General features: G+C 75.3%; 20 protein-coding genes and 2 pseudogenes. 14 read left to right on the plus strand and 8 right to left on the minus strand.

Annotated features, from left to right (window positions below; translation table 11 throughout):
- The first annotated feature begins 33 nt into the window (after positions 1-33).
- The 7 genes from VSR01_RS25605 to VSR01_RS25635 all read left to right on the plus strand — a co-directional run bounded on the left by VSR01_RS25605 (position 34) and on the right by VSR01_RS25635 (position 5,251).
- Positions 34-993: a type II secretion system F family protein gene (locus tag VSR01_RS25605; RefSeq protein WP_442785705.1), complete on the plus strand. Its 960-nt coding sequence runs from the start codon at positions 34-36 to the stop codon at positions 991-993.
- A gap of 64 nt (positions 994-1,057) precedes the next feature.
- A complete protein-coding gene (locus tag VSR01_RS25610) occupies positions 1,058-1,951 on the plus strand; it encodes a DUF5936 domain-containing protein (protein ID WP_326453812.1) in 894 nt (297 codons plus the stop codon).
- Positions 1,952-2,155: 204 nt separating this feature from the next.
- Complete coding sequence (locus VSR01_RS25615; protein ID WP_326453813.1) at positions 2,156-2,320, plus strand: hypothetical protein; 165 nt, start codon at positions 2,156-2,158, stop codon at positions 2,318-2,320.
- Positions 2,321-2,355: 35 nt separating this feature from the next.
- Positions 2,356-2,913 (plus strand): pilus assembly protein TadG-related protein, encoded by a 558-nt coding sequence (locus VSR01_RS25620; protein ID WP_326453814.1) that lies wholly within the window; start codon positions 2,356-2,358, stop codon positions 2,911-2,913.
- 196 nt (positions 2,914-3,109) lie between these two features.
- Positions 3,110-3,718, plus strand: a complete 609-nt coding sequence (locus VSR01_RS25625) for a hypothetical protein (RefSeq protein ID WP_326451468.1) — start codon at positions 3,110-3,112, stop codon at positions 3,716-3,718.
- 130 nt (positions 3,719-3,848) lie between these two features.
- Positions 3,849-4,469 carry an OmpA family protein gene (locus VSR01_RS25630; protein ID WP_326451469.1) on the plus strand — a complete coding sequence of 207 codons (621 nt, stop codon included), beginning with the start codon at positions 3,849-3,851 and terminating at the stop codon, positions 4,467-4,469.
- Positions 4,470-4,594: 125 nt separating this feature from the next.
- Positions 4,595-5,251, plus strand: coding sequence for a hypothetical protein (locus VSR01_RS25635; protein ID WP_326451470.1), 657 nt, complete (start codon positions 4,595-4,597; stop codon positions 5,249-5,251).
- Here the strand turns inward: VSR01_RS25635 and VSR01_RS25640 are convergent.
- Positions 5,248-5,619, minus strand: a complete 372-nt coding sequence (locus VSR01_RS25640; RefSeq protein ID WP_326451471.1) for a DUF192 domain-containing protein — start codon at positions 5,617-5,619, stop codon at positions 5,248-5,250. The genes VSR01_RS25635 and VSR01_RS25640 overlap by 4 nt on opposite strands.
- 23 nt (positions 5,620-5,642) lie before the next feature.
- Between VSR01_RS25640 and VSR01_RS25645 the strand changes: the two genes are divergently transcribed.
- On the plus strand, positions 5,643-6,548 hold the full coding sequence (locus VSR01_RS25645; protein ID WP_326451472.1) for a prepilin peptidase: 906 nt from the start codon (positions 5,643-5,645) through the stop codon (positions 6,546-6,548).
- A gap of 159 nt (positions 6,549-6,707) precedes the next feature.
- Here the strand turns inward: VSR01_RS25645 and mgrA are convergent, their stop codons facing one another.
- A complete protein-coding gene (gene mgrA / locus VSR01_RS25650) occupies positions 6,708-7,751 on the minus strand; it encodes an L-glyceraldehyde 3-phosphate reductase (protein ID WP_326451473.1) in 1,044 nt (347 codons plus the stop codon).
- Positions 7,752-7,774: 23 nt separating this feature from the next.
- Positions 7,775-8,185: a MerR family transcriptional regulator gene (locus tag VSR01_RS25655; protein ID WP_326451474.1), complete on the minus strand. Its 411-nt coding sequence runs from the start codon at positions 8,183-8,185 to the stop codon at positions 7,775-7,777.
- Positions 8,186-8,337: 152 nt separating this feature from the next.
- Here VSR01_RS25655 and VSR01_RS25660 point away from each other — a divergent pair, with 152 nt between their 5' ends.
- The 5 genes and pseudogenes from VSR01_RS25660 to VSR01_RS25680 form a co-directional block, all read left to right on the plus strand.
- Positions 8,338-9,501, plus strand: a complete 1,164-nt coding sequence (locus tag VSR01_RS25660) for an alkene reductase (RefSeq protein ID WP_326451475.1) — start codon at positions 8,338-8,340, stop codon at positions 9,499-9,501.
- Between the two features lie 183 nt (positions 9,502-9,684).
- Positions 9,685-10,446, plus strand: a complete 762-nt coding sequence (locus VSR01_RS25665; protein ID WP_326451476.1) for an isoprenyl transferase — start codon at positions 9,685-9,687, stop codon at positions 10,444-10,446.
- A 228-nt stretch (positions 10,447-10,674) separates the two neighbouring features.
- Positions 10,675-11,994, plus strand: a complete 1,320-nt coding sequence (locus tag VSR01_RS25670) for a PhoH family protein (protein WP_326451477.1) — start codon at positions 10,675-10,677, stop codon at positions 11,992-11,994.
- A gap of 403 nt (positions 11,995-12,397) precedes the next feature.
- On the plus strand, positions 12,398-13,084 hold the full coding sequence (locus VSR01_RS25675; protein ID WP_326451478.1) for a transglycosylase SLT domain-containing protein: 687 nt from the start codon (positions 12,398-12,400) through the stop codon (positions 13,082-13,084).
- 225 nt (positions 13,085-13,309) lie between these two features.
- Positions 13,310-14,704 (plus strand): annotated as a pseudogene (locus tag VSR01_RS25680) (AI-2E family transporter); the annotation flags it as partial.
- Positions 14,705-15,418: 714 nt separating this feature from the next.
- Here the strand turns inward: VSR01_RS25680 and VSR01_RS25685 are convergent.
- Positions 15,419-15,943, minus strand: coding sequence for a PadR family transcriptional regulator (locus VSR01_RS25685; protein WP_326451479.1), 525 nt, complete (start codon positions 15,941-15,943; stop codon positions 15,419-15,421).
- A 254-nt stretch (positions 15,944-16,197) separates the two neighbouring features.
- Here VSR01_RS25685 and VSR01_RS25690 point away from each other — a divergent pair.
- Positions 16,198-17,429, plus strand: a pseudogene (locus tag VSR01_RS25690) (APC family permease).
- Between the two features lie 271 nt (positions 17,430-17,700).
- Here VSR01_RS25690 and VSR01_RS25695 read toward each other — a convergent pair.
- The 4 genes from VSR01_RS25695 to VSR01_RS25710 form a co-directional block, all read right to left on the minus strand.
- Positions 17,701-20,106 (minus strand): SpoIIE family protein phosphatase, encoded by a 2,406-nt coding sequence (locus VSR01_RS25695; protein ID WP_326451480.1) that lies wholly within the window; start codon positions 20,104-20,106, stop codon positions 17,701-17,703.
- A gap of 321 nt (positions 20,107-20,427) precedes the next feature.
- Positions 20,428-21,102: a class I SAM-dependent DNA methyltransferase gene (locus tag VSR01_RS25700; protein ID WP_326453815.1), complete on the minus strand. Its 675-nt coding sequence runs from the start codon at positions 21,100-21,102 to the stop codon at positions 20,428-20,430.
- 326 nt (positions 21,103-21,428) lie between these two features.
- Entirely contained in the window at positions 21,429-22,109 is a 681-nt protein-coding gene (gene fomD / locus VSR01_RS25705; RefSeq protein ID WP_326451481.1) for a cytidylyl-2-hydroxypropylphosphonate hydrolase, read from the minus strand.
- Between the two features lie 125 nt (positions 22,110-22,234).
- Positions 22,235-23,677: a class II fumarate hydratase gene (locus VSR01_RS25710; protein ID WP_326451482.1), complete on the minus strand. Its 1,443-nt coding sequence runs from the start codon at positions 23,675-23,677 to the stop codon at positions 22,235-22,237.
- Positions 23,678-23,715 lie beyond the last annotated feature (38 nt).

Here is a 23,715-nt window from a genome sequence, read left to right on the forward strand (position 1 = left end):
GGCTGGCCGACGCCGGGCCGCGGCCGGGTCCCGCTGGCCGCACCCGCGTTCGCCTCCGGACCGTACCCGCTGCTGGTGCTGCTGCTCAGTGCCGTCGCGCTGGTGCTCGGGGTGTGGGGCCTGCACGCCTGGAGCGGCGGCAAGGCCGACCGGGCGGCGCTGGTCGAGCGGCTGGCCGGCGGCGAAGGCGGCGACGGGCGCGGCAGCCAGGCGCCGTTCGCCGCCCTGGACCGCCGGGTGCGCCGCTACGCCTGGGGTCGCCGGCTGGCCGGACGGCTCGCCGCGACCGGCACCACCCTCACCCCCGGCCAGTTCACCGCCGCCGTGGCCGGACTGGTGGCCGCCGCCTGGCTGGTCGCCGCGCTGGTGCTCGCGCCGTTTTTCGGACCCATCGCCGCACTGATCGCCGCGTGGACCGGCTACTCGTACCTGGAGTGGCGGCGCAAGGTCCGCAACGAGCGCTTCATCGCCCAACTCCCCGACCTGGCCCGGGTGCTGGCCAACGCCACCCAGGCCGGCCTGGCGCTGCGCACCGCCGTCGCGCTGGCCGCCGACGAGCTGGACGCCCCGGCGGGCGAGGAGTTGAAGCAGGTCGCCGACGCGATGGCGCTCGGCCACTCCGTCGAGGACGCCCTCGGCGAACTCCAGCAGCGCCTGCCCAGCCGGGAGTTGATCGTCCTGGTCTCCACCCTGGTGCTCTCCAGCCGGGCCGGCGGCTCGGTCGTGGAGTCGCTGCGCAACCTCACCGTCACCCTGGAGGAGCGCAAGGAGACCCGCCGCGAGGTGCGCACCCAGATGTCGCAGATCACCGTCACCGCCTACGCCGTGCCGGTGATGGGCCTCGGCTCGCTGCTGCTCATCGACCGCATCATGCCGGGCGCGGTGAGCGCGATGACCGGCTCCACCGTCGGCCGCATCTGCGTGCTGATCTCGCTGGGCCTGTACGTGGTGGGGTTCGCGCTCATCCGCCGCATGTCCCGGATCGACGTATGAGGGCCGCCGTGACGCTTGGGAGCCGGGGGACGTTCGGGAGCCGGGGGAGGGGGCCGCGGTGACGCTGCTCGGGATCGGCCTGGCGCTGGGCCTCGCGCTGTGCGTGGTCGGCGTGGTCTACGCGGTCGCCATGATGCGGGCGGAGGTCAAACTCCCCGAGGACCTGCAACTCGCGCTGGAGGTCGGCAGCACCCGGACCACCCGCACCGGCAACGCGATCGACCGCCTCGGCATGCGCTGGTCGCCCGCGGTGATGCGGCTGATGGGCCCGGCCCGGGTGGCGAGGACGCGGTCCAGGATCGAGCACGCCGGCCACCCGTACGGCCTGACCGTCGAGCGCTACGCCGCGCGCCGCGCGGTCTACGGCTTCCTCGGCGGGATCGCCGCGCTGCTGCTGATCAGCCGCGCCCAGTGGCTGCTCGCACTGCTGCTGCTGGCCTACGCCTGGTGGTGGGCGGACCTGGGCATCTGGCTGGCGGTCCGGCGCCGCCGCGACGACATCGAGCGGACCCTGCCGGACTTCCTCGACGTGCTCGCGGTCGTGGTCAGCGCCGGCCTCGGCTTCCGGCAGGCGCTGGAACGCGTCAACTCCGTGTACCAGGGCCCCTGGTCGGACGAGATCCGGATCGCGCTGCGCCAGCTCGACGTCGGCGTCAGCCGCCGCGACGCCTTCGACCAGCTGCGCCGACGCAACCGCAGCGAACAGGTGGGGCAGTTCGTCACCGCGCTCCAGCAGGGCGAGGAACTGGGCGCGCCGATCGCCCGCACGCTGCTGCAGATCGCCGCGGACATGCGCCGTACCGAGGCGCAGAACGCCCGCCGCCGGGCCGCCCGGATGGTCCCGCGGGCCACCCTCGTGGTCACGGTGGTGCTGGTCCCGGCGACCATGATCCTGCTCATCGCCGGCACGGTGATCGGCAGCCAGATCCACTTCCACGACCTCTTCGGCGGCAGCTGATGCCCCCGCCGATCCCGCCGGCACCCCGGCCGCGCCCCCCGGACCGACCGCCGCACCGCGGCAGGCGTGAACGCGGTCACGGAGGGGGAGTTGATTCCGTGACGGGGGTGCCACAGATCGTGATCAACCGTCATGCTGACACAAGGGCAACCAGGGATGGGGCTGACAGTGATGAAAAGGTGGGGACTTCGGCTCCTCGCGGCCGTGGCGCCACGCCACCGGGACGCGGGGCAGACGTCGCTGGAATATCTCGGCATCGCCGTGGTGATCGTGGTGATCATCGGTGTGCTGGCGGGCACGACCAGTATCGGCAGCGCGATCCTCACCGCGATCCTGGACAAGATCACCGCGATCGCCGGTTCCGGCTGATCCCGCCGCCCGGCCGGCGCGACCGCGGCCAGACCATCGGGATCTACATCGTCGCGATGGCGGCGCTGTTCTTCCTGGCGTTCGCCTACTTCGCGGTCGGCCAGGCAGCCGACGCGCGCAGCGGCGCGCAGACCGCGGCGGACGCGGCCGCGCTGGCCGCGGCCCGCGCCGAGCGCGACGCCGCGCACGACGCGTTCCTGGCCGCGCTGCTGTCCGGCGACGACACCGCGCTGCACGACCTGCTGCTGGACCCCGCGGGGCTCGGCGACCCGTGCGCGGCCGCCGCCGACTACGCCGAGCAGAACCACGCGACGGTGGTCCCCGGGAGCTGCCAACCGGTGCAGGACCCGCCCGGGTTCACCGTCGAGGTGGTGCGGACACCGTCGGTGGGCAAGAGCGTGGTGAAGGGCACGGAGGACATCCACGCCCGCGCCACGGCCACCGCGGTGATCGAACCGCGGTGCGGCGTGGGGCAGGTGAGCGGGCACACCATCGACTTCTCCTGCGACGGCGGCCCGTTGGCGGTGGACCCCACCGCGCCGGGCTTCACGCTGGACCTGTCCGCTTTCTACTCCGTCCACCTGAGCCGGTGAGACCGTGGAGCCGTGGAGCCGTGGGGCCGTGGGGCCAGTGACGACCGTAGGAGCGGGGAGCGCCGCGGCACCGGCGAGGGCCGCGGCGGCGGGCACGCATCGGGGAGATCGGGGAGACATGGGGACGGCACGGATGGCGCGGACGGCAGGGACGACACCGGCAGCGCGGCCGGCACCGGCGCCGCAGGCGGCGCGCATGCCGGCGGCGGCGCTGACGCCACGTGGAAGGAGGGCGGCGGCGGGCCTGGCGCTCACGGCGGCGGTCGCCCTGGCCGTCACCGGCTGCGGGGGCGGCGGGGGAGGAGGCTCGAAGGACGACCCGAAGCCGCCCTCCGCCACGGCCGGCCGGCAGGCGGGCGGCGGCACGGCGGACACCGCGTCCCCGTCGGTCACGCCCACCCAGGTGCTCGCCCAGCTCAAGGGGGAGGACGACGTCATGGTCACCATCAACTCGGCGGTACGCGACCAGGACGGCTTCGTCACCGTCCAGGGCTCGATCGCCAACAACGGCACCTCGCCGTTCAACGCGGTGAACTGGATGGGTCAGGAGACCGCCCTGGCCCGCTCCGGACCCTCGGTGGCCGGCGCGGTGCTCGTCGACGAAGCCGGCAAGAAGCGGTACTACGTGCTGCGCGACACCGACGGCCGGTGTCTGTGCACGATGGGGCTCGTCGGCATCAAGCCGAAGGAGACGCGGCCCTTCTTCGCCCAGTTCCCCGCGCCGCCCGCGGACACCACCCAGGTGGACTTCGAACTGCCCACCATGCCGCCCGCGAAGATCACGCTGTCCGATGGGGAGGGGTGACCCGGTGAGCCGTCGAAGCAGGACGAGCCGTCGAGGCGAGACGCCGCCCACGCCCACGCCCGTTCCCGCGCCCACTCCCAAGCCCGCGCCCCCGCAGGCGCGGCGGGGCCGGGCGGCGGCGCGCGGGGCCGTGGCCGTGGGGGCCGTGGTGCTGGTGATCGCGGCGGGCGCCGTGCCGGCTGTCGCGGACGACAACCCGCCGCCGTCCGCGGGCGAGCCCGCGCCCACCGCGCCGGTGCCGATCGACACCGCCTCGCCGGGGCTGAGGCTCTCCGCGGGCGCCACCCTCGCCCCGCCCAAGGTGCTGGACATCGTCTCGGTCACCGACCAGAGCACGGTCTCCGCGGGCAAGCCGGAGCAGCGGCAGGAGACGTCGAACAGCACGGTCACCTACGCCCTTCAGTCCGAGGTGCTCTTCCCCAAGGACAGCGCGACGCTCTCGCCCACCGCGACCTCCCGCATCCAGGCGATCGCCAAGGACATCAACACGCGTCACGTCACGTCACCCATCCGTGTCTTCGGGTTCACCGACGACCTGGGCAGCAGCGAGCACGGCGACGTCCTGTCCAAGGCCAGGGCCCAGGCGGTGTACAAAGTCCTGGCAATGCAGCTGACCGCGCTGGGTGATCCCTCGCACACGTTCCAGGTACGCGGCTACGGCGAGGACTATCCGATTGCCGACAATTCCTCCGAATCCGGGCGGGAGCAGAACCGCCGGGTCGAGATCACCTTCACGCCACCTGGTGCATAAGTGCCTGAGTCCGCCCCCGGACGCGGTACGGTGTAACTCCCCCCTCGGGCCGGTTCGCTCTCCCCCCTGCGAACCGGCCCGTTTCTTATGCCCGGACGGCCGCCGCGGCGTCGTAGATTGCCCGCATGGCGCAGAAGCGGGCGGAGTACGACAAAGCGGGGCGTGGACCAGGGGCACGCGGCGGGGTGCGGATCGGCCCGCGGGCCGGCGTGCGTGGCGCGGCGGTGCTTGTGCTGACCGCCGCCGCGGCGGGCTGCTCGGTCGGGCAGGGCGCGCCCGACGGCTGGCGCTACCAGCGGCACGGCCCGGTCGCCGTGGCCCTCCCCAAGACCTGGCGCGCGACCGCGGACGGCGCGCTGCTGCGCGGCCCCGGTGGCCGCGCCGACGCGGGGCTGAGCCTGACGGCGACGACCGCGACCCCTTCTGCCGCGGGCCTCGCGGGTTCTGCCGGTCCCGCCGGTCCCGCCGGTTCTGCCGCGGCAGCCCCCCGGGCAGCCGGGTCAGCCCCCGGAGTCGCCTCCGGTGCCGCCGGCTCGCCGCCCGTACCCGCCGGGGCGCGGCGACAGACGCTCACCCTCGACGGCCGCCCGGCCCGCGTCGCCTACTTCGCCCGGCCCGCCCCCGACGGCCGCCCGGCCGACCACGTCGAGGTCCGCGTCGAGGCGCCCGGCGGCACGCCGCTGACCCTGCGCGCCTGGACCGCCCGCGCCGCGACCCACGATCGCACCCTGCTCGCGGAGATCGTGAACAGCATCGAGTTCCCACGCGGCGGAACCCCCTAGGAAGGGTCGCCCCCGGCGGCGGGCGACACGTCGAGCCGGGCGCCGGGGACCACGCCCCACGCCGCCAGCGTGCCGGCCTCCGCCTCCAGGACGTGCCGCGCCCGCAGCCGGGGGCGGCCGATCCGGCCGGGCGGCATCGTACGGACGGCCAGCACCCGCAGCCGCCGGTCGAGGTAGGCGACGTCGATCGCGAACCGCATCCGCACGGTGTGCACGCTCGACGCCGGGGTGAGCAGCAGCGCGCCCGCGAGGCCCTCCGCGCCCAGCAGCCCCCGGGTCCGCGCCCGGTACGACGCGGCGATGCGCAGCGGCACCGAGGCCGCGGGCGCGCGCAGCGTCGCCTCTCCGTCCTGCCACCGTCGCCGCAACGCCCCTCCTGTACGGTCGCCCGGTGCATGTCTATCTGATCGCCGGGGCCGCCGTCTGGGGAATCCTCAGCGGGCTCCTGCTGCCGCGCGCGGCCTACCGCCTCGCGGTCGACCCCGAGCAGCCCTGGGCCGCGGCGTGCCCCGCCGGCCACCCCGTCCGCGGCTGGCTCGGCCCGGCCCGCTGCGCCGTCTGCGCGGAGGCCGACGCGGAGGCCGACGCGGAGGCCGACGCGGAGGCCGACGCGGAGGTCGCGGCGGAGGCCGTGGTCGCCGGGGACGCGGTCAGGGCGGATGCGGCCGGCGCGGAGACGGTCGCACCGGAGACGGCTCCCGCGGGTGCGGCCGGGGGTTCCTCCGGCGGTTCCACCGGGGGCCGCGCGGTCGGAGCCGGGGGGCGGTACGGGCTCGGGCCGTGGGCCGCCGCCGCGTGCGCGCTGGCGTGCGCGGCGCTCGCGGACGCGGTCGGCACGCGGCCCGAGCTGGCGGTGTGGCTGCTGCTCGTGCCGGTCGGCCTGGTGCTGGCCCGCGTGGACCTGATGGTCTTCCGGCTGCCGGACGTGCTGACGCTGCCGGCCGCGGCGGGCACGGCGCTGCTGCTGGGCGGGGCGGCGCTGTTGCCGCGGCACGACGGGTCGTGGACCCGGGCGCTGATCGCCGCGGGGGCGCTGGGGGCGGTCTACTTCCTGCTGTTCTTCGCCAACCCGGCGGGGATGGGCTTCGGGGACGTCAAGCTCGCGCCGACGCTCGGGCTGGCGCTCGGCTGGTACGGCTGGCCGGCGGTCTTCCTCGGCACGTTCGCGGGATTCCTCCTCGGCGCGCTGGCCGGGCTCGGCCTCCTCCTCGCGCGCCGCGCGACCCGCCGCACCCCCATCCCCTTCGGCCCCTTCATGCTCCTGGGCTGCCTCGGCGCCCTCCTCGTCGCCCCCTGACGCGGGGGCGCTGCCCGGTGGAGGAGCAGCTCCCCGCACTGTCGGGCAGCTCCCCGCCCCGTCGGGCAGCGCCCGGCGCCGAGCCGGCGCACCCCCGGCAGGCGGGGGCGCGACGCCCGGCGCCGACGGCGACGTCGCGGGGCCGCCGGGCCGGAAGCCCTACGCCTCGGAGCTCACCGACCAGAGGTTGACGCCCTCCGGCTCGACGGCGTGGCGGTCGATCTCTGCCAGCTCCTCCGCGGTGAGCGGCGCCGCGCCCACCGCCGCGACGTTGGCCTCCAGCTGCGCCACCGAGGACGCGCCGATCAGCGCGGACGTGACGCGCTGGTCCCGCAGCACCCAGGACAGCGCGAGCTGCGCGAGGGACTGCCCGCGCCCGGCCGCGACCTCGTTGAGCGCGCGCAGCCGGCCCACCGTCTCGTCGTTGATCAGCGCCGGGTCCAGCGACTTGCCCTGCGCCGCGCGCGACCCCTCGGGCACCCCGTTCAGATAGCGGTCGGTGAGCAGCCCCTGCGCGAGCGGCACGAAGCCGATGCAGCCCATGCCCTCCTCCTCCAGCACGTCGAGGAGCCCCTCGTCCTCGATCCACCGGTTGATCATCGAGTACGACGGCTGGTGGATCAGCGCGGGGACGCCCATCTCGCGCAGCAGCCGGGCCGCCTCCCGGGTCCGCTCGGGCCCGTAGGAGGAGATGCCGACGTACAGCGCCTTGCCCTGCCGGACCGCGGACGCCAGGGCGCCCATCGTCTCCTCCAGCGGGGTGTCCGGGTCGAACCGGTGCGAGTAGAAGATGTCGACGTAGTCCAGGCCCATCCGGGCCAGCGACTGGTCGAGCGAGGCCAGCAGGTACTTGCGCGAGCCCCACTCGCCGTACGGGCCGGGCCACATGTCGTAGCCGGCTTTGGTCGAGATCACCAGCTCGTCGCGGTAGGGGCGGAAGTCCTGCGCGAAGAGCGTGCCGAAGTTCGCCTCTGCCGCGCCGTACGGCGGGCCGTAGTTGTTGGCGAGGTCGAAGTGCGTGACGCCCAGGTCGAAGGCCCGGCGCAGGATCGCCCGCTGGGAGTCGAGCGTGCGGTCGTCGCCGAAGTTGTGCCACAGGCCGAGGGAGACGGCCGGCAGCTTCAGCCCGCTGCGTCCGGTCCTGCGGTACTCCATCGAGTCGTAGCGCCGGTCAGCGGCGCGGTAGAGGTCTCTGATGTTCACGACCCCTGCTTATCACGAGCGGTTCAAGCGCGTACTACCTGCCGGTCGCCGCACGAGGCAGCCTCCTCGCGGGCGAGCAGCCTCTCGCGGTACGCGCGGGCGGTCTCGGTGATCGCGTCGAGCGCGTCCCTGGTGCGGACCAGCTCGTCGATGTGCGCGGAGAGCCGGTCGCGCTCCTCGGCCAGCCGGGCCAGCGCCGCGTCGGAGTTCTCCTCGCTGGGCGACTCCGCGCACGGCAGCACCTCCAGGATGGTGCGGCTGGACAGCCCCGCCGCGTACAGGCGCTGGATGAAGGCGACCCGGTCGGCCGCGGCCTCGGGGTAGTGCCGCTGGCCGCTGGGACTGCGGACGCTCACGAGCAGGCCCTGCTCCTCGTAGTACCGCAGCGATCTGACGCTGACCCCGGTCCTGGCCGCCAGCTCTCCGATGCGCATGCCGCCTCCTCGCCTCCCCGGCCGCCGCGGGCCGCCGCGGCCCCGCTGTGACCTGCGGAACACCGCTTGCCCCTCACATGGATGTCAGGTTTTAGCGTAACCGACGTGCCCACGAGAACGGGCCCACGTCACCCCCGAGGAGCAGCTCTCCGATGACCGCCCCGACCCCCGCCCCGACCACCGCCCCGACCACCGCCCCGTCCCCGCAGACGCCCGCGACGCCCGACGCGGCCGCGTCCGCCGCCCCCACCCTCTTCACCCCCTACCGCCTCGGCCCCCTCACCCTGCCCAACCGCCTGGTGATGGCCCCCATGACCCGCGTCAGGGCCGCCGCCGGCGGACTGGCCACGCCGTCCATGGCCGCCTACTACGCCCAGCGCGCCACCGCCGGCCTGATCGTCAGCGAGGGCGTCCAGCCGAGCCTGATCGGCCAGTCCAACCCGGGCACGCCCGGCCTGCACACCGACGAGCAGACCGCCTCCTGGCGCCAGGTCACCGACGCCGTGCACGCCAACGGCGGCCGGATCTTCGCCCAGCTCATGCACGGCGGCCGGGTCTCCCACCCGGACACCACGGGGCTGCGGCCGGTCGGGCCGTCCGCGGTGGCCGCGGTCGGCGACGTCTTCACGCCGAGCGGCCCGCAGCCCGCGCCGGTGCCGCGCGCCCTGGAGACCGCCGAGGTCCCCGAGCACGCCGCCTCCTACGCCGACGCCGCCCGCCGCGCGATCGAGGCCGGCTTCGACGGGGTCGAGCTGCACGGCGCCAACGGCTACCTGATCTCGCAGTTCCTGTCCTCCAACGCCAACCTGCGCACCGACCGCTACGGCGGCCCGGTCGCCCACCGCATCCGGTTCGCCGTCGAGGCGGCCGCCGCCACCGTCGAGGCGGTCGGCGCGGAGCGCACCGCCATCCGGCTCTCCCCGGGCGCGGAGTTCTGGGGCGTACGGGAGACCGAGGTGCCCGAGCTGTACGCCGCGCTGCTGGCCGAACTGGCCCGGCTGGAGCTGGCCTACGTCCACCTGGAGGCCACCGCCGGCGACGAGGTGCTGCTCGGGCTGCGCCGCGCCTGGCCGGGCACGCTGGTGCTCAACCCGGTGCTGCCGATGGGCCCGCGGCAGACGGGCCGCGAGGACGCCGACCGCTGGCTGGCGCGCGGCGCGGACCTGATCAGCTTCGGCCGCGGCTTCCTCGCCAACCCCGACCTGGTCGAGCGGCTGCGCGCCGGGCTGCCGCTCGCGCCCGCCGACGAGGCCACCTGGTACCAGGGCGGCGACGCGGGCTACCTCACCTATCCGGCGTATCAGTACACCGCCTGACACCGTCCGACACCGCCGGACACCTGGTGACACCGCCCCCGCGCGGGGCTCGGGCCCCGCGTGTCGCGGCAACGTCATAGCCGTGTACCAAGCCCCTCCGCGGCTCCTCCCCGGTTCGTCCGCAAGGGCGTTCGCGCAGTAATGTTGCCGCCGGGCGACGAGCGCAGGAGGGGCTGGTACGCGATGAATCTGCGCGACCTGGTGTACGGGCTGTACTCCCGCAGGGTGGAACGCAGACTCGACGTGTCGCAGGCCCCCAAGCACATCGGCGTGATCCTGGACGGGAACCGGCGCTGGGCCAAGGCGTCCGGCGGCACCACCGTGCAGGGCCACCAGGCCGGCGCGGACAAGATCTCCGAGATGCTCGGCTGGTGCGAGGAGACCGGCGTCGAGGTGGTCACCCTGTGGCTGCTGTCCACCGACAACCTGGACCGCCCCGCCGAGGAGCTCGTGCCGCTGCTCGGCATCATCGAGGACGCGGTGACGCAGCTGGCCGCGGGCGGCCGCTGGCGGGTGCACCACGTCGGCACCATGGACCTGCTCCCGGCGCAGACCCAGTCGGTGCTCAAGGAGGCCGAGCAGGCCACCGACGGGGTCACCGGCATCCTGGTCAACGTGGCGGTCGGCTACGGCGGCCGGCAGGAGATCGCCGACGCGGTCCGCTCGCTGCTGCACGAGCACGCCGGACGCGGCACCTCCATCGAGGACCTCGCCGAGATCCTCGACGTCGAGCACATCGCCGAGCACCTCTACACCCGCGGCCAGCCCGACCCCGACCTGGTCATCCGCACCTCGGGCGAGCAGCGGCTGTCCGGGTTCATGCTGTGGCAGAGCGCCCACTCGGAGTACTACTTCTGCGAGGTCTTCTGGCCGGCCTTCCGCAAGGTCGACTTCCTGCGGGCGCTGCGCGACTACGCCGCCCGGCACCGCCGCTACGGCTCCTGACACCGGGCCCCGCGGGGGCCGGGACCACCGCCGCACGCGGCCCCACCAGGGCCGTCCGGGCGCCGTACCCGGCGGTGAGCGCGCGGTGACCGGCCGGTGACCGGTCGATGACTGTCATATGCATTCGCATGGGCGTGGGCCGATCCGGGCATATCAAGGGCAGACCGGCATCCGGACCTTGGCTGCCGGACCGCAAGACTCACCTCTCCCGAGGGGGTTCGTCCACACGTGGTGACCAGCAAGAATCGCCGTGATCACGACCGGCGCACGTACGTACTCGACACCAGCGTGCTGCTCGCCGACCCCAGCGCCTTCACCCGCTTCGACGAGCACGAGGTCGTGCTGCCGGTCGTCGTGGTGACCGAGCTGGAGGCCAAGCGCCACCACCCGGAACTCGGCTACTTCGCCCGGCAGGCGCTGCGGTCGCTCGACGAGTTCCGGATCAGGTACGGCAGGCTGGACGCGCCGATCCCGATCGGCGACATCGGCGGCACGCTCCGGGTCGAGCTGAACCACTCGGACCCCGGGGTGCTGCCCGCGGGCTTCCGGCTCGGCGACAACGACTCGCGCATCCTCGCCGTCGCCCGCAACCTCCAGGCCGAGGGGTACGACGTCACGGTCGTCTCCAAGGACCTGCCGCTGCGGGTCAAGGCGTCCTCGGTCGGCCTGCTGGCCGAGGAGTACCGCGCCGAGCTGGCGATCACCTCGGGCTGGACCGGGATGGAGGAGCTGCAGGTCCCGGCCGAGGACGTGGACGCGCTCTTCGCGCAGGAGACCGTCGCACTGCCCGGGGCGGCCGAGCTGCCGGTGCACACCGGCCTGGTGCTCCAGTCCGAGCGCGGCAAGGCGCTGGGCCGGGTCACCGAGGACGGGCGGGTCCGGCTGGTGCGCGGCGACCGCGAGGCGTTCGGCATCCACGGCCGCAGCGCCGAGCAGCGGGTCGCGCTCGACCTGCTGCTCGACCCGGAGGTCGGCATCGTCTCGCTCGGCGGCCGGGCCGGCACCGGCAAGTCCGCGCTGGCCCTGTGCGCGGGCCTGGAGGCGGTCCTGGAGCGCCGCCAGCACCGCAAGGTGATGGTCTTCCGGCCGCTGTACGCGGTCGGCGGCCAGGAGCTGGGCTACCTGCCGGGCACCGAGGCCGAGAAGATGAGCCCGTGGGCGCAGGCGGTCTTCGACACGCTGTCCGCGGTGACCACCAAGGAGGTCATCGAGGAGGTGGTGGCGCGCGGCATGCTGGAGGTGCTGCCGCTCACCCACATCAGGGGCCGCTCGCTGCACGACGCCTTCGTGATCGTCGACGAGGCCCAGTCCCTGGAGCGGAACGTCCTGCTGACCGTCCTGTCCCGGGTCGGCGCCGGCTCGCGCGTGGTGCTCACCCACGACGTGGCGCAGCGCGACAACCTGCGGGTGGGGCGGTACGACGGCGTGGTCGCGGTGGTCGAGAAGCTCAAGGGCCACCCGCTGTTCGCCCATGTGACGCTGACGCGTTCCGAGCGCTCGCCGATCGCCGCGCTGGTGACCGAGATGCTGGAGGACGGCGTCGGGTGAGCTGTCCCCAGATCGTATGATTTACGGCTGCTGCGCCCCCGAACGGGGCGCAGCAGCTTAGCGTTTGGGGCCGCCGCTGTCCGGGATTCCGCTCCGCGTACCGCGTGTGAGCTTTGCCACTCAACCGGAAATTGCCGGAGCGCGTCCCCGTACGGCAGGGTGTGAGGCTGTCAGGCCCCGCTCATGGCACTCCCGCGCCCCCGGGCAACGGATCGCAACGCACACAAGTCAACATCGCCGCCATGAGCCGCCCGCAGCAACACGCGGAATCCACACCGGAGTTCGCACCGGGCCCGAGCCCCCGTGACCGACCGGCCCGTCCGGCGGACCGGCCAGGGGGACCGCGTCAGGGGCAGATTGCGTCCGTGCGGTCACCGAGCGGGCGACTCCGGAAGGAAACCGTGTGAGCCCGATCTCGGTACGGGGACTGGCAGTGGCCTCCGCCACCGCCGTCACCACCGTGGGCGCCGTCGTCGGCGTCGCGTCAGGCGCGCAGAAGGCCGGGCCGAGCGAGCCGGTCGAAGCCGCGGGCACGACGACCCTCCTCGCGGACATCCCCGAGGGGCAGCAGGTCCAGCAGGCATCGCTGACCGAGCAGGTGCTCGCTCAGTCCGACGCCGCGGACGCGACGGCGCGCCAGAGCGCCGAGCAGGCCGCCCGAGTCCAGGCCGCCAAGGACGCCGCCGCCAAGAAGAAGGCGGCGGACGACGCGGCGGCCGAGGCCGCGAAGAGGAAGCAGCAGGAGGAGCAGGCGGGTTCCGGTGACGCGGGCGCCAGCTTCCCCACCCAGTCGTCGTACACCGTCGCCGAGGTCAAGGCGATGGCCCAGCAGATCGTGGGCAGCGGGCAGTTCGCCTGCTTCTCCAACATCGTGACGCGCGAGAGCGGCTGGAACTACCTGGCCGTCAACCCCTCGTCGGGCGCGTACGGTCTGGTGCAGGCCAACCCCGGCAGCAAGATGGCGTCGGTGGCCTCCGACTGGCGGACCAACCCGGCCACCCAGATCAAGTGGGGCCTGAACTACATGAACAGCCGGTACGGCAGCCCCTGCGGCGCCTGGGACTACTGGCAGGCCCACAGCTCGTACTGAGCGCTCCGCTCGCCGCCGGCGGCACCCCCGCACCGGGCGGCCCGGCGGACACGCGGCTCACCCTGCTCCCCGAGGAGCACGCACGACACGGCCGGCGGTACGACGTACCGCCGGCCGCTCGCACTCCGCCGACCGGGGCAACCCCTCCTCCCGGTAACGTCGTCCTCCACAGCAGTGCCACAGCAGGCGCTGCCACGGACGGCTGAGGGGTCAGGGGAGAGCACCATGCCGGACAAGCGCCACTGGAGCGCCGCATTGGCGCGCGGGTTGGCGGACCTCGCCGGACGCATCGAGCAGCGGCAGGCCGCCGTCAGCGCCGCGCGGGCCCGCGCCGCTCTCCCCGATCTCCCCGACGACGTCTACGCCGACCGGCCGCCGGCCCCGCGCGGCGGGACCCCTGCCGACCCCGGCGGTCCCGGCGCCGACGGCGACCCCGCGCCGGGGGCCGGCCCCGGCCGCGGCGCCCACCCCGACCACCCGTCCGCCGCCGCGGACTCCGCCGCCGGGTCCGCCGGGTCCGCCGGGGCGCCGGCGCCCGCCGCGGGCCGGGCCGTCGTGCCCGCCCAGCGGGCCGCGCCGCGCGACCCGGTCGCCGCGGTGCCGTGGAGCATGCGGGTCTCCGCCGAGGTCGGCTGGCGGCTGCTGGTGCTGGCCGGCACGGTCTGGGTGCTGATGCGGGTGATCGGCGCGGTCCAGCTGGTGGTCCTCGCCTTCGTCGCCGGACTGCTCATCACCGCGCTGCTCCAGCCGTTCGTGGCCCGGCTCAAGCGCGCCGGGGTGCCGCGCGGCCTGGCCACCGCGATGGTGTGCGTCGGCGGCTTCATCGTGATGGGCCTGGTCGGCTGGTTCGTGGTGTGGCAGGTGATGGACAACGTCGACACCCTGTCCAGCCGCCTCCAGGACGGCATCTCCGAGGGCAAGAAGTGGCTGCTCAACAGCCCCTTCCACGTCACCGACGACCAGATCAACCAGATCGCCAACAACCTCAGCAACGCGCTCAGCCACAACACCAAGCAGCTCACCGACGCCGGCCTGCAGGGCGTCACCTTCATCGTCGACCTGCTGACCGGCATGCTGCTGGCGATGTTCAGCACGATCTTCCTGCTCTACGACGGCCCCAACATCTGGAACTGGGTGCTGCGGCTGTTCCCCGAGCCGGCCCGGGACGCGCTGTCCGGGGCCGGCCCGCGGGCCTGGTCGACCCTCACCCACTACGTGCGCGGCACGGTCATCGTCGCGCTGATCGACGCGATCTGCATCGGCGTCGGCATCTTCTTCCTCGGGGTGCCGATGGCGGTGCCGCTGGCCGTGGTGATCTTCCTGTCGTCGTTCGTGCCGCTGGTCGGCGCGGTGGCGTCGGGCGCGATCGCGGTGGTCGTCGCGCTGGTCACCGAGGGGCCGTTCAGCGCGCTGCTGGTGCTGGGCGTGGTGCTCGCGGTGCAGCAGATCGAGGGGCACATCCTGCAGCCGTTCATCCTGGGCCGGGCGGTGCGGGTGCACCCGCTCGCGGTCGTGCTGTCGGTCGCGGCGGGCTCGCTGATCGCCGGCATCGGCGGCGCGGTGGTCGCGGTGCCGCTGGCCGCCGTCGCGAACACGGTCGTCGCCTACCTGCGCGCGTACCAGAAGGTGGGCCGGGCCGGCGCGGACGCGATGCTGGCCGGCGGCGGCGCGGCGGCGCTCACGGCGGGCGCCGGCGAGGAGCCCGGAGACTCCGGTTCCGGTACGGCTTCCGGGGCCGGCTCTGACGCGGGTTCCGGCTCCGGTGGTGCGGCGGGCCGACCGGCCGAGGCGAAGAAGACCGCCGGGAGTTCGGACCGCGCGGAGCACGCGGACCACGCGGCGGACGCGGCGACGGACGGTCAGGACACCGCGCCCGGCGCCGAAACCAAGACCGCGTCCGAAACCAAGACCGCGACCGACGCCGCGGCGGACGCCGGCACCGCGACCGGCACCGCGACGGGCGCCGGCACCGCGACCGGCGCCGGCCCTGACGCCGAGCCCGGCGCCGGTCCCGAGTCCGGCGCCTCCGCGGACACCCCTGACGGCGCCCCCGGCCCGAAAGCCGCTCCCGGCCCGAAAGCCGGCCCCGGCACCCCGACCGAGCCCGCCGACGCCGAGGTCTGACGCGCCGTCGGGCACGAGCCCCCCGCGCCCGTATCCGACGGCGCGTCACACCCGTGCGTTGCTCCGTGCGCAGCCCGTCCGCCCGCGTCAGCCGCCACAGCGGCGGCAGGCTGAGCGGCGTCACCCCGACGACCGCCGCGCCGCAGCGCGCCGCGCTCCCCGTCGGACATCGCGGTCAGGTCGCGGCCGCGGCTCCGCCCGCCCCCGCGGTCACGCCGTCACCGCCGCGGCCAGCTGGTCCAGGCGGGCCGCGGTCAGCTCCAGCCACCGCAGGTCGGCTTCCAGGTGGAACAGCGCGTGGTCGCAGATCAGCTGGTCCGCGAGGTCGCCGCCGCTCTTGCGCCGGGTCAGCTCGCGCATCAGCCGCAGGTGCTCGGCCCGCTGGGTGTCCAGCAGGTCCGCGGCCGAGCGCCCGGTGAGCAGCGCCAGCACGACCTTGGTGTAGAGCGTGGTCCGGAGGTACGGCTCCGGCTTCTCCGGCTGCGCCAGCCAGCTCTCGACGTCCGTGACGCCGGCGTCGGTGATCGCGTACCGCTTGCGCTCGGGCCCGCCGCCCGGCTCTGTCCCGTCGACCTCGACCAGACCGCTCTTCAGCAGCCGGGCCATCGTCGAGTAGACCTGGCCGTAGGCGAGCGGCCGGTCGTGTCCGAAGCGTTCGTCGAAAGCGCGCTTGAGGTCGTAACCGTGGCGCGGCCCGGACTCCAAAAGTCCGAGGAGGGTGTGGCCGATGGACATGCGGCGCACACTACACCAGGGGTATACATCGCGTGTATACCCCTGGTGCATACGCCCTGCGTCCACCGTACGGAGGCTGTGGGTACCCCGTCCGTTCATTTGCCGGGCCTACTGTGCGGACCGCCCCGGAGGCGGCGGACCGGCCGGGCACGCCCGGGAGGTGGCAGTCAGGTGGGGACGCGACACGAGGAGCCGGCGGGGAGTCGGCCGGCCGGCGGGGAGCGGCGGACCGGGCCGGGCCCGGCGCCGGACTCGTGCGGCGGCTCGGGGTGTTCGACGCGGTGGTGGTCGGGCTCGGGGCGATGATCGGCGCCGGGATCTTCGCCGCGCTGGCCCCCGCGGCGGCCGCGGCCGGCCCGGGCTGCTGCCCGCGCTCGCGCTCGCCGCGCTGGTCGCGTACTGCAACGCCACGTCCTCCGCCCGGCTCGCCGCACGGCACCCGCAGTCCGGCGGCACCTACGTGTACGGCCGCGAGCGGCTCGGGCCGTTCTGGGGCTACCTCGCCGGCTGGGCGTTCGTGGTCGGCAAGACCGCGTCGTGCGCGGCGATGGCGCTGACCGCGGGCTCCTACGCCTGGCCGGCCCACCCGCACCTGGCGGCCGTGGCGGCGGTCGCCGCGCTGACCGCCGTCGACTGCGCCGGGGTGCAGAAGTCCGCGTGGCTGACCCGGGCGCTGGTCGCCGCGGTCCTCGCCGTGCTGGTGGCCGTCGTCGCGGTCTGCCTGGCCGGGGGCGAGGCCCGCGCGGGGCGGCTGCGGGCCGGCGGCGGGACCGGGCCGGGCGGCGTGCTGCGCGCGGCCGGGCTGCTCTTCTTCGCCTTCGCCGGCTACGCCCGCATCGCGACGCTGGGCGAGGAGGTGCGCGACCCGGGCCGCACGATCCCGCGCGCGATCCCGCTGGCGCTGGGCATCGCCCTGGCGGTGTACGCGGCGGTGGCCGCGGCGACCGTCGCCGTGCTCGGGCCCGACCGGCTGGCGGGCGCGGCGGCGCCGCTGGCCGCGGCGGCCCGGGCGGCCGGGGCGCCGGGCCTCGCGCCGCTGGTCCGGGTCGGCGCGACGCTGGCCGCACTCGGGTCGCTGCTGGCGCTGATCCTCGGCGTGTCCCGCACGACGCTGGCGATGGCGCGCGACCGCCACCTGCCGCACGCGCTGGCGGCGGTGCACCCGCGGTTCCGGGTGCCGCACCGCGCCGCCCTCGCGGTGGGCGCGGTCGCGGCGGTCCTCGCGGCCACCGCCGACCTGCGCGGCGCGATCGGCTTCTCCTCGTTCGGCGTCCTGGCCTACTACGCGATCGCCAACGCCGCGGCGCTCACCCTCACCCGCGCCGAACGGCGGCCGCCGCCGGCCGTCCCCGTCCTCGGCGCGGCCGGCTGCGCCGCCCTGGCCTTCGCGCTCCCCGTCCCCGCGGTCCTGTCCGGCGCGGCGGTCCTCGCGCTCGGGGCCGCGTCCTACGCCGTCCGCTGGTCGATCACCGGCCGCGCGGCCTGACCTGGCGCGCACGCCCCGGCCGGAAGCCGACGGCCGCGACCGCCCGCCGACGCCGCCCCCGCCGCGCGCTGCAGCCCCGGGGCACGGGACGTCCGCACCTGCCCCGAGGCTGCGTCCAGCCCCCGCCCGACACCGCGCGACGCCACCCACCATCGCACCGCTGCGGGCCCGCGGCACGTCGGGGCGGCCGCGCCCGCGCGGCCCCGCGGCGTGGCGGCGCGCAGCCTCCCGGAGCCGGGATCAGCTCGGCCCCGGCCGCAGCGCTCGCGCCCTACAGCGGCAGCTCGAACCAGACGACCTTGCCCGCGCCCAGACGGGTGGCGCCCCAGCGTTGGGCCATCCGGTTGACCAGGTAGAGCCCTCGGCCGCCCTCCTCCTCGGGGGCGGCGTGCCGCATCCGGGGCAGCAGCGGCGCGTCGTCGCCGACTTCGCAGCGCAGCACGTCGGTGCGCAGGAGGCGCAGGGTGATGGGCCGTTCGGCGTAGCGGACCGCGTTGGTGACGATCTCGCTGACCAGGAGTTCGGCCGCGTCGACCTGGTCCTCCAGCTCCCAGCGGCGCAGCGCCTGGCGGATCAGGCGGCGGGCCCGGCCGGCGGTCTGGGCCTGGGGCTCCAGGAACCAGTACGCGACGTCGCTCGGCGCGATCCCGTCGAACCGCGCGGCCAGCAGCGCGATGTCGTCGTCGCGGTCGCCGGGGCCGAGGATCTCCAGCACCTCGTCGCACAGCGGCTCCAGCGGCGGCGGGGACACCACGGTCGCCGCGTCGTGCAGACGCTCGCGCAGCAGCTCGATGCCGCCCCACACGTCGCGGCTGCGGGACTCCACCAGGCCGTCGGTGTAGAGCAGCAGCGTCGCACCGGCCGGCGCGGGCAGCTCGACCGCCTCGAACGGCACCCCGCCGACGCCGATCGGCGCGCCCGGCGGCACCCGCAGCACCTCCGCGAGGCCGTCCGCGTGCAGCAGGACGGGCGGCGGATGGCCGGCGTTGGCCACGACCAGGCGGTGGGCGATCGGGTCGTAGACCGCGTAGACGCAGGTGGCCATCCGGTCCTGGCCGAGCCGCTGGGCCTGCTCGTCCAGGTGGTAGAGGACCTCCTGCGGGGCGAGGTCGAGCCCGGCGAGGGTCTGCACGGTGGTGCGCAGCTGACCCATGATCGCGGCCGAGGTCATCGAGTGGCCCATGACGTCGCCGACCACCAGCGCGACGCGGCTGCCGGGCAGCGGGATCGCGTCGTACCAGTCGCCGCCGACCCGCGCGGACTCCGCGGCCGGCAGGTAGCGGCTGGCCAGCCGTACGCCGGTGGGCTGGGGCAGCGAGTCCGGCAGCATCTCGCGCTGCAGCGCGTCGGCGATGTACGCCTCGCGGCCGTAGAGCACCGCCTTGTCGACGCCGAGCGCGGTGTGCGTGGCCAGCTGCGCGGCCACCAGCAGGTCGTCGGCCTCGAAGGCGGGCCGGTCGGGGCGGCGCAGCAGCACCGCCGCGCCGATCACCCGGCGCCGGCCGCGCAGCGGCGCGAGCAGCGCGCGGCGGCCGGTGGGCAGCGGGCCCTCGGGGTTGCCGAGCAGCTCGGCCAGCGCCGCCGCGGCCCGCGGCGAGTCCGCGAACACCGGCCGCACCCCGCGCAGCACCTCCGCCAGCGGCCCGTCGAGCAGCACGCCGATCGGCTCGGAGCCGTAGGCCGGTTCGAGCGAGGGCAGCGGCGGGCCGACCGCGCCCACCGGCTGGTCGCCGGCCGGGTCGGGCCCGTCCAGACCGCCGTCGGAGCGCCGCAGCCGCAGCCGCAGCGGCCCGCTGGGCCGTTCGTCGCCGACCGGCAGCGGATCGCGCAGGTAGACCAGGATCGCGTCGGCGAAGGCGGGCACCGCGGAACGGCACAGGCCCAGCAAAATCTCGTCCAGGTCCAGGCCGCGGGCGATCCGCCGGGTGGCCGCGCCCACGTAGCGCAGCCGGTCGGCCTCCGGGCCGGTCTGTGCGGGCATCGGGATGCGCATCCCGACCGAGTCCTCGTCCCCGATGTGGCTCGCGTCGACCGGCGTCCCCCGCGGCGGCGTGCTCACGAACGACTGCGCCACCGCGTCGCCCCCTTCGCTCCCTCGGGCTGCCCGGGGCCCTCGGGTCCCCTGCGCCCTCCGTGTCCCGTGGCCCGCGCGGGCGTCCCCCCGCGGGCGGTCGTCGCCCGGCCCGGCCGGCTCGCGGGCGCCGCGCGGCCCGTCCGCTCCGTGCGCCCCGGCGGCTCCCGGTGCGCCCGGCCCGCCGCCCCGGCCCTCGCGCCCGCCGTACGGGCCGTAGGGGCCCTGTCCGCCGTACGGGCCGTGCTCGCCGTACGTCTCCTGGTACGCGTCCTGCCCGGTGTACGGCGAGGGTTCCGCGTACGGCGCGGGCCGGTCGTAGCCGGGCGGCTCGGTCACCGCGTCCTGCGCGGGTCCGGCCGTCCCGTCGTCGTGGCCGTAGGGGCCGGCCGCGTGCGGCGAGCGGCGGTCGCGGCCCGGCTCGTCGCCGTCCCGCGCGTCGTCGCGGCCGCGGTCGTGGGGGTCCTCGGCATGCGAAGATCCGCCGCGCGGAGGGTCCGCGTGCGGGCGCGCCGCCGCGTCGTCCCCGTCCGCGGGCTGCCCGCTGGCGGGCGCGCGCTGCGGACGCCCCGCGCCCGGCGGCTCCGCCGTCCCTGATCCGGCCACTGGGTCACCATACGGCGCATCCGTGCCCGCCGTGCGGGGGCGGGGGTGTGCGGGGTCGGCGGAGGACTCGTGCGGGGAGTCGCCGGCCCGCGCGGACTCCTCCGGGGGCGCGGCGGCCGCGCCACGCGGTTCCCGGGCACGGCGGGGGTCCGCCGGGCCCCTCGACCCCCGCGGGCCCCGGGAGCCGGGAGACTCCTGGGGGTCCGGGGAGCCGAGCGGGGGCGCGGCGGGTGTGTGGGGCGGGTCCGTGGTCACGCGAGTCGGTTCCATCCGTCGGTGCGCCGGCCGCGCCGTGGCGCGCCGGGCTCGGGCCTGGCCAGGTCAGGCGCGTCGGCAGTAGAGGAAGATCTGCTCCTCCGGCGGCACGTCGGTGCTCGCCGGCGCGTACACGTACGACTCCTCCTTGATCACGTCGAAGCCCGCGTCCGTCACGACATGGCGCAGTTCGTCCCGCAAGTAACCGGATACCCGGATCGTGTTGCCGAGGAACGGGATCGCCATGTCGTCCACGTCGGCCTCGACCATGCTGAGCGCGAGCAGCCCGCCGGGCTCCAGCAGGTCCCTGATCGACTCCAGCGCGCCGGGGATCTCCGCGCGCGGCAGCATCAGCAGCGAGAAGAACGCCGTGGCGCCGGCGAAGGGCCCCTGGACCAGGCCGTCCGCCAGGTCGGCGATGTCGCCGCGGACCAGCTCGGCCTCCGGGACGTTGCGCCGGGCCAGGGCGAGCATGCCGGGCGACAGGTCGACGCCGGTCACCCGCAGGCCCGCGTCGGCGAGCTGCCGGGCGGTCGGCAGCCCGGTGCCGCAGCCGACGTCGAGCACCCGCGCGCCGGCCGGCAGCGACGCGGTCAGCCAGCCGCCGCCGTCGACCTGGCCCTCCTTGTGCGGGAACGCCTCGTCGTAGCGGTCGCCGATGGCGTCGAACGCCTCGGCCTGGCCGTCCCGGTTCCGCGTGCCGCCCCACTGCGGCGGGGCGCCCGCGAGGTCGCCGTCCAGGCCCGCGAGATCGCCGTCGAGACCCGCGAGGTCGTCCTCGGGGCCGTTCTCGTTGCCGCCGGTACCCACTGCTCAGGTCCTCCCTGGCTGATCGTCGACGCGGCGCCAGGGGTGGTGGCGCCGACCGTGCGGACTGGCGTGCTGGGCGGTACGCGGCTCGGTTCGTACGCCCGGCGGTGACGTGGCGTCAAACTCTAGGCCGCGATTGACAATTGTGCAGTGCTGCGGATGCGCTGTGTTCCGGAGGACGATCCTACGGTTAACGGTCGGGGGCCCCACAAGAGGCTCCGCCCATTCGGGGCGCACCCGGCGCGCGCCGGCGCGTCTCAGACCCGGGCCGGCTCGGGCGCGCGGTCCCAGTCCGCGGGCAGCGCGGGCAGCGGCCACGCCGGGTCCGGCCGCCAGTCCTCCCAGTGGTCGCGGAACGGCGGTCCCCACGCCTGGATCACCTCCACCGCCCGCTGGCCGGCCCGCCGCACCCGGGCCGCCAGCTCGGCCGGCATCAGGCCGTCGGCCTGCGCCTGCGCGAACTCGTCCTCGTCCCGCCAGTCCCAGCTGCGGTCCGGGCGCACGGAGATGTCCAGGAAGTGGTCCTCCGAGTCCACTCCGCCTGCCCAGCGCCGCAGCGGCTCCTCCAGGTTCACGTACCAGCTGCGGAACTGCCACCCGGCGTCCCAGAACAGCCACACCGACCAGGGCTCACCGGGCCGCGCCAGCTTCAGCACACCGGTACCCCACCAGCGTGTGACGTGCGGCACGTGCGGCTTGACGTAGCGGGTCTCCAGCGGCTCCCGGTGCACCGGCGTGCCGTCGGCCATCGCCGGCCGGACCACCGGCGTGTCCGGGGCCATCCACACCGCGAGCAGCTCGGCGTCGTCGCGGACCACCGTGACCGGGCGGCAGATGTGGACGGCGCCGGTGCCGTTCCCCCGGTAGCGCCACAGCACCTGCGTGCCGGGGGTCCAGAACTGCGGCGTGGGCGGGCGGCGGCCGGTGTGCGCTGTCATGACGGGAGTTTACGGAAGCGGTGGTGACGGACGGTGCCCGAACGGGTCATGTGCGTGCGGCACACGCGGCCCGTACGGGTCATGTGCGTGCGGCACACGCGGCCCGTACGGGTGGACCGGCGCGGTCACGGACGGGTCATCCGCAGCACGTCGAGCGCCTCGTCCAGCTGTTGCTCGGTCAGCTCGCCGCGTTCGAGGTAGCCCCCCTCGACCACGACCTCGCGGATGGTCTTCCGCTCGGCCAGCGCCTTCTTGGCGACCTTCGCGGCCTCCTCGTAGCCGATGTGGCGGTTGAGCGGGGTGACCACGGACGGGGAGGACTCGGCGTACTCCCTGGCCCGCTCGGCGTGCGCGGTGATTCCGCCGATCGTGCGGTCGGCGAGCAGCCGGGTGACGTTCGCCAGCAGCCTGATCGACTCCAGCATGTTGCGGGCGATCACCGGCAGCATCACGTTCAGCTCGAAGTTGCCGGCCGCGCCGGCCACCGCGATCGTCGTGTCGTTCCCGGCGACCTGCGCGGCGACCATCAGGACGGCCTCGGGGACCACCGGGTTGACCTTGCCCGGCATGATCGAGGAGCCGGGCTGCAGGTCCGGCAGGCTGATCTCGGCGAGTCCGGTACGCGGCCCGGAGGACATCCAGCGCAGGTCGTTGGCGATCTTGGTGAGGCCGACCGCGATGGTGCGCAGCTGGCCCGACGCCTCCACGATCGCGTCGCGCGCGCCCTGCGCCTCGAAGTGGTTGCGGGCCTCGGTCAGCGGCAGTCCGGTGGCGGCGGCGACCTCGGCGATCACCGCGGCGGGGAACCCGGGCGGGGTGTTGATGCCGGTGCCGACCGCGGTGCCGCCCAGCGGCAGCTCGGCCAGCCGCGGCAGCACCGACTCCAGTCGTTCGATGCCGTACCTGACCTGCGCCGCGTAGCCGCCGAACTCCTGGCCCAGCGTCACCGGTGTGGCGTCCATCAGGTGGGTGCGGCCGGCCTTGACCACCTCCGCGAACTCCTCGGACTTCGCCTCCAGCGCCGTGGCCAGGTGGTCGAGGGCCGGGATCAGGTCGCGGGTGACGGCGGCGGTGGCGGCGATGTGGATGCTGGAGGGGAACACGTCGTTGGACGACTGCGAGGCGTTGACGTGGTCGTTCGGGTGCACCGGGCGGCCGAGCCGCTCGGCGGCGAGCGAGGCGATCACCTCGTTGGCGTTCATGTTGGACGAGGTGCCCGAGCCGGTCTGGAAGACGTCGACCGGGAAGTGCGCGTCCCACGCGCCGCCCGCGACCTCCTCGGCCGCGGCGCGGATCGCCTCGGCGAGGTCCGCGTCCAGCACGCCGAGGTCGCCGTTCACCCGGGCGGCGGCGGCCTTGATCCGGGCCAGCGCCTCGATGTGGGCGCGCTCGATCCGCCGGCCCGAGATCGGGAAGTTCTGCACCGCCCGCTGGGTCTGCGCGCCCCAGCGGGCCTCGCGCGGCACCCGCACCTCGCCCATCGAGTCGTGCTCGGTCCTGAAGTCCGCGCCGGGGGCGCCGCCCGCGGGAAAGTCCTGGCCTGCCGCCGTTGCGCTCGTGTCGTCCATACCTATAAGAGTGCTCCCCGCGGCCGGAGTGTTCCGAG

The sequence above is a fragment of the Actinacidiphila sp. DG2A-62 genome (assembly GCF_035825295.1).
Taxonomy (GTDB): Bacteria; Actinomycetota; Actinomycetes; order Streptomycetales; family Streptomycetaceae; genus Actinacidiphila.